Origin of the sequence: Sutcliffiella halmapala, from assembly GCF_050107295.1 — a bacterium.
Taxonomy (GTDB): domain Bacteria; phylum Bacillota; class Bacilli; order Bacillales; family Bacillaceae_I; genus Sutcliffiella_A; species Sutcliffiella_A halmapala_A.
Map to the genome: position 1 here is coordinate 113,187 of NZ_JBNIKR010000001.1, position 12,926 is coordinate 126,112.

A 12,926-nucleotide genomic window follows, 5' to 3' on the forward strand; every position below is an offset into this window, starting at 1 on the left:
AACATTAAAATTACGGGAAATTCTATAGACTTTGGTGAGGGGGTATCATTGTTTTTGGAACCCAACTGAAGTAATAACGCTACTCGCATACTGAATGTCCAATCTGTAAAGAGATATTTAAAAATATGTTTAATTGATAAGTAGTTTGTATGGACGGAGGGACTGATAAGGTTTCAACAGAATTATTGTAAACTTATGTACAATATGACTAGTATGGCCGAAGGATCTGTCCCTCGATTATGAGAGTAAAGCATTCCACCAAATAGATTATTTCTACTTCGTATCTTCCTGATGAAATTCAAATGAATTGATTGGTTTCTGTAATTGGATAAAAGGAAAAATAAATAAGCAATAAATTAGAAAGAAGGAGGATTTAAAAATGAAATTTTTTGAAGGTGAAGTATTAGAAGACTACAATTCGGATGAAATTAATAGTATAAATCAATCAGAAGAACAAATTAATGAAAAATACACCAAGGGTGATGTACGAATAGTTACCGAACAAGGACGATTTCAGCTTACAACAATTGAATCAATTGTAAATGGTGAAGATTACATTCTTAATCCGGAATTCCAAAGAAGGCATAGATGGGATATAGAAAGAAAGTCAAGGTTAGTAGAATCATTTATTATGAATGTTCCTGTTCCCCCAATTTTTTTATATGAAATTGATTATTCATTATATGAGGTAATGGATGGATTGCAAAGATTAACAAGTATTTATGAATTTTATACAGATAAGTTTGCTCTAAAAGGTTTAGAAGAATGGAAAGAATTAAATGGTTTAAAGTACTCCCAGCTACCTTCGCAAGTAAGGAAAGGAATTGATAGACGATATTTATCTTCTATAATTCTTTTAAAAGAAACAGCTAAGACTTCCGAAGAATCCCAAAGATTAAAACAATTAGTTTTTGAAAGGATTAATAGTGGTGGAGAGAAATTAGAACCTCAGGAAACGAGAAATGCTCTTTATAATGGTCCCTTAAATCAGTTGTGTATAAAAATGGCAAGGAATGAATATTTCTGTAGGATCTGGGGGATACCCGAACCTACATCGGAAGAAACTATTGAAAATATTTCTAGTGAACTTAAAGAAAATAAGTTATTTAAAAAAATGGCAGATGTTGAATTAGTACTTCGTTTCTTTGCATTTAGACACATTGAAAAGTGGGAAAAAATCAATTTAGAAGAATTCCTTGATTATTTCCTTAAAAAAGGTAATCAATTCAGTGAAGAAGTAATATTTAACTACGAAGTGTTGTTTAATAAGACAATAATGTTAGTTTATGATGTCTTAGGAAAAGAGGCATTTAATTTATATAGGGTCAGGAATAATGAGTGGAAATGGTATAACAGTCCCACTAAGGTAGTTTATGACCCAATAATGAGGGTGTTTTCTGAATATATAAACTACTCGGAGATGCTAATTGAAAATAAAGAAGATATTAAGGAGAAATTATCAACCTTTTATAAAGAAAATTACGATGATTTTGAAGGAAGAAATACAGGGAAATCACACGTCATTACAAGAACTGAAAAAATGAAAGAATTCTTTGAAAATTATATCAAGGAGAAAATATGAATTCAGTCTTAATAGAATTTAAAAATGGTTCTGAAGAAATCAGAAAATTCATCGATAATAGTAAGATGCAAAATCATTTGTTTGTAAATTACAAGAGGAGTGAAAATAAAGACCTTGTATTAAAGCCAAGGGAAGTCGAATCAGAGTTCAAGAATTTTGTACTGCATTATGAATCGTTTAATAATAAAAAAATATTTGAATATAATACAATTATTATTTCTTTATATGGATATTTCGAAAATTTTATAGAGGAGCTTATTAAAGCATACATACGAACTTTAAGTAGTTTTATAAGTGTGTTTCAAGAAATGCCTCAAAAAATTGTGGAAAACCACACCCAATTATCAGCTCAACTAATTCAAAATATCAATATGCCAAAATATCAAGGAGTAGTATCACAGGAAAAAATAGTTTCTAATATGGCGTCTTGCCAAGAAGGTGAAAGTTATACTGTTAATGTAGATGCTTATACACATCATACAGCTAATTTTAGAGAAAGTGTAATAAACGAATTTTTTTTGAAAGTGGGCATTGAAAACATTTCATCCCTAATATTAAAATATCCTTTATTTAAAAGTTATTTAGATGAAAATGAGATAGATAAATCTATTGCTTTTAATATTATTAACGACCTAGCTGATAGACGTAATCAAGTTGCTCACGGTTCAGTTGATAGTATACTAGACAAAGATATTTTATCTCAATACCTTGACTTTCTGGATCTATATTGTGACTCATTATATTCAGTACTATTTATGAATATTTTAGATTATCGCGTTAGCAAAAATACACATCAGTATCGTCTGAATTCCCCAATAGCTGTTTATGGTAGAGATGTTGTATGCTTTGAAATAGCAAATACACATATACAACTAGGTGATACCTTGTATGCCAAAACAAATAATGAGGCAGAACCAATAAGATATGGAACGGTACTCTCTATGCGACTAAATGACGTTGATGTATCAGAAGTTAAAGAAGACCAAGTAGGTTCAATTAGTATAAAAGTTGATTGCAAGGTAAATATGCGCTATGAATACTTTATACCTAGACTACAACCGGCTGTTATAAATTAAAATAAATCATAAATAACACTAACTATAGACCCATATAAAGACATATAGTTAGATTAAAATAAAAATTTTCAGGAACAAATTACAGTAGTTCAAAAAAACTACCAACATCTTTTGTGTTGTAAATTACAAACCGCACATGTCGAGTGTATAGCTAAAATTGAATTAATTTAAGCGAAAGAGCCTTACCCTATGGTGGATAAGGCTCTTTTAATAATATGAATTTACACAGGTTGAGAGGATATTTCGACTCTCGAATGATACATAAGAACCGTCCCCATGTCTCTAATAGAAAAGCATTTGATATAGAAAAAATCTATACCATCTGCTTTTTTGTTTTTAATAATACCATTCAGCACCAATTTTCGTTAAAATAAACAGTGTCGATTTGAGCAAATTATAAATGTACTTTTGTTTGATAATAAGTAATGAAGCATGATATAAGTGTAAAAGAATATTTTTTGAATGATAGTTAGAAGTTGTACCAATAGAGAGGATTTGAGTTTGACATGATAGATAATTTTTGGCGTGATCTGCCGCGACCATTTTTTGTATTGGCACCGATGGAAGATGTGACAGATGTAGTGTTTCGTCACGTTGTGAGTGAAGCCGGCCGGCCGGATGTTTTTTTCACGGAGTTTACAAACTCGGATAGCTATTGTCATCCAGAGGGCATGAAAAGTGTGCGGGGCCGTTTGACTTTTACAGAAGATGAACAGCCGATTGTGGCACATATTTGGGGCGATAATCCCGAATATTTCCGTCAGATGAGCGTTGGCATGGCGGAGCTTGGATTTAAAGGCATCGATATCAACATGGGTTGCCCTGTACCGAACGTGGCAACAAGAGGGAAGGGCAGTGGACTTATACTTCGTCCGGACGTTGCGGGGGAACTCATTCAAGCGGCAAAGGCGGGCGGACTGCCTGTCAGCGTGAAAACACGACTTGGCTTTACTGAAGTAAGTGAGTGGGAGGAGTGGCTCGGGTATATTTTAAAACAGGATATTGCGAATCTCTCCATCCATTTACGTACAAGAAAGGAAATGAGCGAAGTACCGGCACATTGGGAGCTCATTCCAGAAATCAAAAAACTACGCGACCGCATCGCACCAGATACACTAATAACCATCAATGGAGACATCCCGGATCGTCAAGTTGGCCTAGAGCTTGCTGAGAAATATGGCATTGACGGCGTCATGATCGGCCGCGGCATCTTTAAAAATCCTTTTGCTTTTGAAAAAGAGCCAAGGGAGCATAGCAGCAAAGAATACCTTGATCTCCTAAGACTGCAGCTTGATCTTCAAGATCAATATGCGGAAGAAGTGCCACGTTCCATCTCAGGCCTTCACCGCTTTTTCAAAATCTATGTCAAAGGATTCCGCGGAGCGGGGGAACTGAGAAATCAATTGATGAATACTAAATCGACGGATGAAGTGAGGGCATTGCTTGATAGTTTTGGAAAAGAAGATTGATGGGACGGGTCAGTTATTTACCATCAAGCAAACCCATCGCGTATACAGCCTGCTCCATTGCTCTGATTCTTATTTCTAAAAGCGTTCTTTGCGGACTGCCCGGTTTTGCTTTGTCGTAACTGTTCTGAATAAACCAGTCAATATATTTCTACACTACTTAGAGAAGTAAATGCCGTATTGAATAATATTCCTTCCAACCCCGACAACCCCTACCCAAAAGGTTTGTCGGGGTTTTCAACTTGGGGACAGGTCCCTCGGCCCGTTTTCGCTTTAAGTTCGGATGGGCCAAGGTGCCTGTCCTTCTTTCACTCTCCTGCTAGTGGGTCAACGCACCTGTCCCCGAATAATACAAGGTTTAATCAACATAATGTGTAGGAAGGAGATTGAGTTCTCTGCAAATGTCGTTAGAAGCTTCTATAAAGGGGCTGATTGGGTTTGAAGACGCATAAACATATGCATTTAATTGTATTTTTGTCCATATTATTATCGGTCATTTTAATCGTTAATGTCATTCTTCACGTGAGAATATATGTTGTGTATAGCTCGGGTGTCGGGCCGTTTTTCCTTACAGGGTTGATCATATTGACTATGGTTGCTCTGTATTTTAAACGCTAGGGAGGAGAGTGGGTCAGTGCCTTGTCCCGGCATATACAGATTGATAGCGACTCAGATTATTCTAAGATAGTTATTTTTAAACAAATGTTTGTTTAAATTCAAATTGAATATTGTAGGGAATGGGTTTGTGTAGAGTCGAGGTTTTTCAACAATTCCCGCGGATATATTAGAATAGGAAGCGGAACCGTCCTCCCGCTTCCAGAATTGGGACAGGATAAATGACTCTGCTCCACTTTAAAGTAAAAAAGCTAGTGATAGCGACTTCACCGGCATGCCTGTCCCCTCGGCACGCTTACTCCACCATTGAAAATTCACTGCGCCTAACCACGACATATAATGCACTCGTAATCAAAGTGGATATTACAAAAAGCAATGGAATAGGCAAGAATTCCGCCCACAATCCTGCTATAAAGAGGCCCAGCGGCAAGGCCAGTTTCATTAACATGGATGATGTGCCAGCAACCCGACCTAGCAGATGATTTGGTGTGAACTCTTGTCGGATTGTAAAATACACCACATTCGACATGATGACTGCAAAGCTTCGGATTAATAAAGACAGTCCCATAAGCCACCAAGTGGCAGCGAAAATAAGAACAGCAAGCCCTATGATTTCAATAAACAAGCACCAAGCATATATTTTCCCACGTCCCATTGTTTTTCTCAGTCTTGTAATGACAAGGGACCCAATCAATCCTCCCGCTGCCCCAAAGCTGAACATGAATCCAATCTCTTTTTCCGATGTTTCCAGGACATCTGCAGCATAAAAGATAAGAACTCCAATAACTAGACTGGCTGAAAGGTTGGAGAACACTGTCACAATGGTTGGCGTGAGAAGCGTTTTGTTGCCAAAGAGCTCGTGAATCCCCTCTTTCATATCTGCCCAAACGGATGCTTGTTGCTTTTTCGTCCTTTCAACAGGGGGTACTTGAACGAAAAGTAAGAAGACTAGCATTACTACAAGACAGATCAGGTATAAAGAAAAGCTGAAGCCAAACGAATAAAGGGCAATGATGATACCAGCTATTCCTGGTCCAACCATGGAAACAAAGGTGTCTACAAAGGTCAATTTTGCATTCGCTGCCGTCAATTGTTTTTTAGACACCAGCTGTGGTATGGCCGAATGCTGTGAGTTCCCAAAGGTGTAGCCTGAAGTGGATAAAATAAACCCTAATATGTAAAGATGCCAAACTGCGATTTCATTAGAAAAAATAAGCAAAACGATTCCCGTCAATGCCGCAATTTGTATAATGACGGCGTATTTCATGATACTTTGGCGGTTAAATCGATCTACCATCACTCCTGCTAACATCCCTATGAAAATATTAGGGAAGAAATCTACCGCACGCATCATACTCATGGCAAGCGCAGATTTCGATAATTCATAGATTAAAAGCGGCAAAGCGATCGCGTAAATCTGAAACCCGAAGTTTGATATAACTTTTCCAACCCACAAGAACATGAAGTTTTTATTTTTCCATAAGCCAGGTTCTTGTAAAATGGGCTCTAACTTTCTTTCTCCCATGTCTATCCCGTCCTTCCGTATTTCAACAACTTTAAGTTTATCTGGAAAAAAGGGGAAGAAAAAGTGTAGTATTTAGGTAATAGACAGAGCACCTTTTATGAGGAGAGTGGCTGAACGTGAAGATGTTAGAGCATTATTTAAGGCTATTGGAAAATCTTATTGTATTGGACACCCCGATCCCCACTACGATAGAAGAGCTATCGAACACACTTTTTTGTTCCAAACGATACACCAAACAAATCATGAAGGAATTAAAAGAACAAGGCTGGATTGCCTGGGAGGTCAAGCCGGGCCGTGGTAACCGCTCCACCCTAAAGCTCTTATTGAGTGCGGAAGATATGGAGCTGGTGAAAGCGCAAGAGCTTTTCCAACAAGAAAAATACAAGCAATCCCTGGAGCCTCTCAGAAATGTTTCGAACGAGAAAAGAGAGGAGTTCCTTCAATGGATGGAGGGGCAGCTTGGCTATGTAAATGATTTAAAAGAGGATAAAGATATTCTCCGCTATCCTTTCTATGAAGCTGTGAAAAACCTAGATCCCAACGGTTTAGTATCACGGCATGATGTCCATATAGCAGAACAGATTTATGACACACTCGTCGCTTATAAACCTATGGAAAATGTGTTTGAAACTAGGCTTGCTTATGCATGGGAGGTAGATGAATCAGGGCTGATATGGAGTTTTTATCTGAGAAAAGGAGTGTATTTTCATCAAGGTAGAAAGTTTGATGCGGACGATGTCGTTTACACGTTTGAACGATTGCTTAACATGGATACAGAGGAGACGGAATGGATAAAAGCACTGGTGATTATGGTGGAAAAGATAAGCCCGTATACAGTACGGTTTCATTTGAAATCCGAAAATTATTTGTTCCTCAACTATCTAAGTGGCATTCGAGCAGCCATCCTTCCAAAGGACGAAAAGGTGGATTTACGTAAGATGCCGGTCGGGACTGGGCCGTATAAGCTGGTACGAAACGATGAGTCCATGATGGTACTTGATGTGAATGAAAGATATTTTCTGGGGCGTCCTTTCTTAGATAGAGTCGAAATTATTCACGTTCCCGACCTTTCCCAAAAACAAACCCAGCTTTCATTCTGGTTAAGCAAAAGAAATTTCAAGCCCGAAACGAGCATTCGCAAACTAGAAAAAGGTGCAACCTATCTTTCTTTTAATCTAAGAAAAAGTGGCCCTCTTCAAGACGAAAACTGGAGAAGTGCCATCAGCGCTGTTTTAGATCCGAATAAACTTATAGAAAATATTGGGGCGGAACATCATGTTGTCGCTACAAGCTTTCTCCCGGAAAAAAGTGGTGAGAATGTTTGCGAGTCTAGTGTAGAAACTCATGTGCCTTCGGAGAAAACCTTGGTTGTTTGCGGTACGCAAATTAGAAAGGGGGCCAATGTCGAGAGAGAGCTTATATGGGTGACGAATATGCTTGAGGATGCAGGTTACCAAGTGAAGGCGGAAATTGTCCCTATTGAGCAGCTTGCAAAAGATGAATATTTAGAAGGTGTCGATATGGTTATTGGCGGAATTGCCTTGAGTGAGGATGATGTGCTGTCCTATGTCAGGTTTTTTCAAATGTCACAGGCCTTTATTTACAACCTGGCAGATGACGAGCTTCAAAAGGTAATAAATGAGACGATAAGATTGGTGGAAAAGACACCTGTGCGGAGTGAGCAGCTTCAGCTTCTACTGGACATGGAGAAAATAGTCATTGAAAGCAAGCTCATCCATCTTTTCTATCATCGTGCCCAGCAAGTGAACATCTACAACTCATCTATTCAAGGTGTTTCCCTGAAGAATAATGGGAGGGTGATGTATAAGGATTTGTGGGTCAAGGAGAGTAGAGGGGACAGGTTAAATGACTCTTTTATTAAAAAATAGAAATACAGGATTTTCGCAAGTTTTATCGAAATTTGAAGATAGAGAAAAAGAAGGGGCCAGTAATCTTCGGCCTATTAAAGAGGTGTAAAGTGATTACATACGTCGGAACACCACGGCTAGAAACAGAACGATTATTCTTGGAGAAGTTTAAGCACGGTGATGCCCAGAAGGTGTTTGATCATTGGATTTCCGATGAGCGAGTGACAGACAATCGAGTAAATGCTGCGCATAAAACAGTTGCTGAGACAATGATGAGAGTGGACAACATTATCTCGCAATATGAGAAGGAAGATTTTTGTTATTGGGCAGTGAAGCTTAAAGATAGTGGAGAGCTGATTGGCGAGATTGATTTATATGATTTTGATCAGGCAACCGGAAATTGCGAGGTAAGTTTTTCCCTAGGTTACCGGTGGTGGAATCAGGGGTATGGCACGGAGGCGTTGCGGGCCGTAGTCGAATTTGGCTTTCGGCACATGAATCTGCATAAGATAGCGGCTGCACATAACACCGACAACCCAGCGTCCGGTCGGATCATGAGCAAGGCAGGGATGGTGCAAGAAGGGATTGTGAGAGATATGATCCGCAATTTCAAAGGGCAGTATAAGGATTGTGCGATTTATGGGATTTTGCGAGGGGAGTTTTTTAGTGAATTGTTTCTGAGCAAATTCCCGAAGCTGTAGGTACGGTTCCCGTTGCTTTCTAGCGTTCATATTTTGTGCTTAATATTGTTGTATCCAGTGAAGGCGAGGAAAATGACCAACCCTACAAAAGAAATCTACAACAAACTAGCTCAAACCTATCAACATGATACGGATGAAAGAAGCCCTTATAACGCCTACTACGAACGTCCGGCAATGATGGCTGCGCTGCCACATGACATGAAAGGCAAAAAAGTGCTGGACGCCGGTTGTTCGGCTGGTTGCTACACCTTTCAATTGGTGCAAAGAGGTGCCGAGGTTACGGGGATGGACCTTAGTCCGGAAATGATAAAAGCAGCAAAAAAGCGGGTGGGGGAGAATGCGACATTTCTCTGTCGCGATCTCCAAGAGCCACTGCCGTTTGAAGATGATTCCTTTGATGTGATTGTAAGCTCGCTTACGCTTCACTATTTGAAGGACTGGATCCAGGCTTTCAGGGAATTCAACCGCGTGTTAAAACCGGGTGGAACAATTTTATTTTCGATTCATCATCCATTTATGGACTATACGAGGTTCCATTGTGAAGATTACTTTAAGACTCAGCTACTTACAGAAACGTGGCATAAGCCGACCATCACCATTGAAGTCAGTTTTTACAGAAGGCCGATGGAGGATATCGTCAATGAAACTACTAGATTTTTCATGCTTGATAAACTTATTGAACCTAAACCGCACGAGAAGATGAGGGAGGTCAAAGAGGACGCTTACCACTATCTTATGAAGAGCCCGCATTTTCTTATTGTAGAGGCTAGATCGAAGAAGAAGGAGTCTGAGTTATTGTCCAGGGGATCTAAAGAAGAGGGCCACTTGGACTTATTGGTATCAGTAAAAAAGTATTAAGTCAGCATTTAAGAGAATTAGAGAACAGTGGACTAATCTTACGAAAAGTCATTCCTTCCATTCCTGTACAAGTAGAATATTCCTTAACCGAAAGAGGAGTGGAACTATCTGCGATTCTTGAAGAAATCAATCAATTTGGAGCAATATTACTAAAAGGGCCTACTGTTTCTGAGTAGTTCCTTTTGCTTTTTATAAGCCATCTTCATATATACGTCCGATTCTGTCGTGATGGATCTAATTCGGGCTTTAATCGAATAAAAAATAGAAAATTTTTCTCCAAAATTTTTCCCCTACAAAACCCTATAACCCAAAGGGTTAACCCCTCATAAAAATTCCCGAAAAACAGATTTATCAATGACTTAAGTTGACAGAAAATTTGAAATATAATGCGAATGTATGTATAATTACAGATAACAGAAAAACGGAAATATATTTCCACCTAACGGAAACTAGGAAATGGGAATCAGGAGTGATGGGCCATCTTTGTAAAAAGGGTATTGGATACACATAATCAACAGGAACTATTAGAAATGCTCGCGAAAGATCGAAGGAACAATTTACAGTTTTACGAGTATCTGGAGTATTTACATAACGAAGATGATAGATTTGGTTTTTTTGGTTATTATGACAACCACCAACTTGTAGCCGTACAGTATTTTAGCCCATTAAATACTGGAATCTCCCTAATCCATAAAGATAAACACTACATTTCACTCCTCAAGAAACACATTGAACAAATTTCATCAACTTATTTATATGGCCGGGCGGATATACTTTCGCAGCTGGGCGACATGCCGAATCGAAAAACGTATCCCTATTGGTACGGATATCTAAATAGAACCAATGACTCTCCATTACCAACTAACTCACCTGTCAACCAGGCAACACTTGAAGATATTCATGCCATTACTGATTTTTATGCCGACAAGGAAATAATGATTGAAATTCCTGAACGGTTGCCTAACATCATGAAGAATGGATCGGCTTTTATCGTAAAAGAAGGAAATAAGGTTGTTTCCATTGCACTGGCACATTCCGAAACATCTAAATATGCCTTAATTGGTGGAATCTACACCGATGATGATTCTCGTGGAAAAGGTTATGCCTTTGCATGCACCAGCGCCTTAGCGAATCACTTATATAAGAAATACAAAACACCGTTTTTATTCTACGATGTTACACTCTCGCATCTGCATTCCTTTTATCAAGAATTGGGATTCACTCTCACGGAAGAATACGTGATGTTGTATTGAAACAAGGGAGTATTTTGCACTCAATTATGTTCTGAATATATAAAATATTTAAAAAATAGTACTGCTTATTCTGGGGACAGAATAAGATTTTTATAACAAATAAACGGAAATAGGTTTCCATTCTGTGGAAATATGCCGTTTGCATCCTAATACAGCCTTGAAAGGAGGGATCTAAATGACACAATCAGTTGATAAAAATAAAACAGGCGTGAGAGCTGTGGATCGGGCGCTCGATATTATCGAGACATTTTCCCTGAGAGAGCGCGAGCTTACGTTAGTGGACATTTCAAAAAAAACAGGGCTACCACTAACAACAGTACATAGAAACGTGCAGTCGCTTCTTCAGAGAGGATACCTGGAGCAGGATGAAATATCAGGGAAATTTCGTCCGGGGATGCAGTTTGTCCGGATTGCGGGCATCCTTATCCAAGGCCTTGACCTTGTGCAAAAGGCTTCTCCCTATTTGCAAAGACTAGCAAAAACGACGGAGATGAATGTGAATTTAAGCGTTTATGACGATGGGGAAGCACTGTGCTTGGTCAACATCGAGTCATTCCATAACTTTGGCTTTGAAATCAAGGTAGGGCAAAAGCTGCCAATCTATGCAGGTGCCTTGTCTAAATTAATTTTGGCTTATTTACCGGAAAGAGAGTTTGATCGCTTATCGGACACGTTTAAAACCTTTACCCCGATCACCATCTCACAAAGACAAGAGCTGAAGCATGACATTGAATCCATTCGCCAGCATGGATATGCAAAATCAGAAGGAGAACTGCAATTAGGTGCAGTTGCCTATGCTGCCCCCATCTTTAACTATGAAGGGAATCTCGAAGCAGGCATTGCGATTACTGGGCCGGAACACTTTTTCACCGAAGACAAACGGCCACAATACATTAAATCGCTACTCCTAGCCGCAGAAGAAATCTCACGGGATTTGGGCTACAAAAAAGTTTACTAGATTAACACCAAATAGGAGGGAGATTCGGTTATGGAAAAAATCAAACCGAAACGACTTGAGAAAGGGGATACGATTGGGATTGTGGCTCCCGCGAGTCCCCACTACAATCGGAGCGATATCATACGCGGCATCGAGACGCTCGAAGAGTGGGGCTTCCGTGTTGTGGTCGGGGACAATGTTCATAACAAGCATGAGTATTTAGCGGGAACGGACCAAGAACGGGCACATGATTTCAATGAGATGTTCAGGAATGATCAGGTCGATGCCGTCTTTGTCACACAGGGTGGATATGGTTCAGCGAGAATGCTGAGATACATAGACTTTAATCTTGTAAGAAACAATCCAAAGATCTTCATTGGTTATAGTGACATCACATCCATTCACCTTGCAATTCAAAAATATACAGGCCTAGTTTCGTTCCATGGTCCGGGTATGGCGGGCTTTAACACAGAGGACCTGACCAATTATCGAAAAGAGTTTTTATTTAAAGCGTTAATGGAAACAGATCCGATTGGGGAAATCCGCAAAGCGAATGAAAAAAAGTGGATCAATCAGATTAACAAGGGGGAGGCAGAAGGAGAACTGGTAGGAGGAAACCTTACTCTAGTTTGTGCGTCACTAGGCACGCCGTATGAGATCGATACGAAAGGGAAAATTCTCTTTCTCGAAGAAGTTTGGGCAGAGCCGTGGAATATCGACCATATGTTCACACACCTACTTAATGCCGGAAAACTGCAAGAGGCTGCGGGAATTGTCATTGGAGAATGCACACTATGTGAGCCGAAAAAAATGGACCCGGGTTTCCATGTAACGTTTAGTTTGGAGGATATCCTGTATGACTTCATTGAACCATTAGGAATCCCGGCGATACATGGACTTCCAATCGGACATACGGAAGACCTCGCAACCCTGCCGATGGGCGTAAATGCTTATCTGGATGCAACCAATAAAAAGTTATTCGTAACAGAATCTGGTGTGAAGTAAGGCTCTTATCGTACTATGCGAAAGCAGCTTACAACAAACA

The 12,926-nt window shown here is 39.3% G+C and carries 11 protein-coding genes; 10 read left to right on the forward strand and 1 reads right to left on the reverse strand.

What is annotated here, in order from left to right:
* Positions 1 to 379 precede the first annotated feature (379 nt).
* The 3 genes from ACQCT5_RS00600 to ACQCT5_RS00610 all read left to right on the forward strand — a co-directional run bounded on the left by ACQCT5_RS00600 (position 380) and on the right by ACQCT5_RS00610 (position 4,127).
* Positions 380 to 1,582: a GmrSD restriction endonuclease domain-containing protein gene (locus tag ACQCT5_RS00600; RefSeq protein WP_499637770.1), complete on the forward strand. Its 1,203-nt coding sequence runs from the start codon at positions 380 to 382 to the stop codon at positions 1,580 to 1,582.
* On the forward strand, positions 1,579 to 2,658 hold the full coding sequence (locus tag ACQCT5_RS00605; RefSeq protein WP_499637773.1) for an MAE_28990/MAE_18760 family HEPN-like nuclease: 1,080 nt from the start codon (positions 1,579 to 1,581) through the stop codon (positions 2,656 to 2,658). Before ACQCT5_RS00600 ends, ACQCT5_RS00605 begins: the two co-directional genes overlap by 4 nt.
* A gap of 506 nt (positions 2,659 to 3,164) precedes the next feature.
* On the forward strand, positions 3,165 to 4,127 hold the full coding sequence (locus ACQCT5_RS00610; protein ID WP_499637776.1) for a tRNA dihydrouridine synthase: 963 nt from the start codon (positions 3,165 to 3,167) through the stop codon (positions 4,125 to 4,127).
* 907 nt (positions 4,128 to 5,034) lie between these two features.
* Here ACQCT5_RS00610 and ACQCT5_RS00615 read toward each other — a convergent pair.
* Positions 5,035 to 6,264: an MFS transporter gene (locus tag ACQCT5_RS00615; protein WP_499637779.1), complete on the reverse strand. Its 1,230-nt coding sequence runs from the start codon at positions 6,262 to 6,264 to the stop codon at positions 5,035 to 5,037.
* Positions 6,265 to 6,386: 122 nt separating this feature from the next.
* Between ACQCT5_RS00615 and ACQCT5_RS00620 the strand changes: the two genes are divergently transcribed.
* From ACQCT5_RS00620 to ACQCT5_RS00650, 7 genes are all read left to right on the forward strand, one after another.
* Positions 6,387 to 8,153 (forward strand): ABC transporter substrate-binding protein, encoded by a 1,767-nt coding sequence (locus ACQCT5_RS00620; RefSeq protein WP_499639065.1) that lies wholly within the window; start codon positions 6,387 to 6,389, stop codon positions 8,151 to 8,153.
* Positions 8,154 to 8,242: 89 nt separating this feature from the next.
* Positions 8,243 to 8,833 carry a GNAT family N-acetyltransferase gene (locus ACQCT5_RS00625; RefSeq protein ID WP_499637783.1) on the forward strand — a complete coding sequence of 197 codons (591 nt, stop codon included), beginning with the start codon at positions 8,243 to 8,245 and terminating at the stop codon, positions 8,831 to 8,833.
* 72 nt (positions 8,834 to 8,905) lie between these two features.
* A complete protein-coding gene (locus ACQCT5_RS00630; protein WP_499637786.1) occupies positions 8,906 to 9,691 on the forward strand; it encodes a class I SAM-dependent methyltransferase in 786 nt (261 codons plus the stop codon).
* A gap of 35 nt (positions 9,692 to 9,726) precedes the next feature.
* Positions 9,727 to 9,867, forward strand: a complete 141-nt coding sequence (locus ACQCT5_RS00635) for a winged helix-turn-helix transcriptional regulator (protein ID WP_499639067.1) — start codon at positions 9,727 to 9,729, stop codon at positions 9,865 to 9,867.
* A 354-nt stretch (positions 9,868 to 10,221) separates the two neighbouring features.
* A complete protein-coding gene (locus ACQCT5_RS00640) occupies positions 10,222 to 10,944 on the forward strand; it encodes a GNAT family N-acetyltransferase (RefSeq protein WP_499637789.1) in 723 nt (240 codons plus the stop codon).
* Between the two features lie 175 nt (positions 10,945 to 11,119).
* Entirely contained in the window at positions 11,120 to 11,902 is a 783-nt protein-coding gene (locus ACQCT5_RS00645; protein WP_499637792.1) for an IclR family transcriptional regulator, read from the forward strand.
* Positions 11,903 to 11,932: 30 nt separating this feature from the next.
* Complete coding sequence (locus tag ACQCT5_RS00650) at positions 11,933 to 12,886, forward strand: S66 peptidase family protein (RefSeq protein WP_499637794.1); 954 nt, start codon at positions 11,933 to 11,935, stop codon at positions 12,884 to 12,886.
* Positions 12,887 to 12,926: the final 40 nt, after the last annotated feature.

Bases quoted from the DNA above. Each gene is read 5' to 3' on its own strand.
- ACQCT5_RS00650 (WP_499637794.1), top strand. From the start codon at position 11,933: ATGGAAAAAATCAAACCGAAACGACTTGAGAAAGGGGATACGATTGGG.
- ACQCT5_RS00620 (WP_499639065.1), top strand. From the start codon at position 6,387: ATGTTAGAGCATTATTTAAGGCTATTGGAAAATCTTATTGTATTGGAC.
- ACQCT5_RS00610 (WP_499637776.1), top strand. From the start codon at position 3,165: ATGATAGATAATTTTTGGCGTGATCTGCCGCGACCATTTTTTGTATTG.
- ACQCT5_RS00640 (WP_499637789.1), top strand. From the start codon at position 10,222: ATGCTCGCGAAAGATCGAAGGAACAATTTACAGTTTTACGAGTATCTG.
- ACQCT5_RS00600 (WP_499637770.1), top strand. From the start codon at position 380: ATGAAATTTTTTGAAGGTGAAGTATTAGAAGACTACAATTCGGATGAA.
- ACQCT5_RS00630 (WP_499637786.1), top strand. From the start codon at position 8,906: ATGACCAACCCTACAAAAGAAATCTACAACAAACTAGCTCAAACCTAT.
- ACQCT5_RS00615 (WP_499637779.1), bottom strand. From the start codon at position 6,264: ATGGGAGAAAGAAAGTTAGAGCCCATTTTACAAGAACCTGGCTTATGG.
- ACQCT5_RS00605 (WP_499637773.1), top strand. From the start codon at position 1,579: ATGAATTCAGTCTTAATAGAATTTAAAAATGGTTCTGAAGAAATCAGA.
- ACQCT5_RS00645 (WP_499637792.1), top strand. From the start codon at position 11,120: ATGACACAATCAGTTGATAAAAATAAAACAGGCGTGAGAGCTGTGGAT.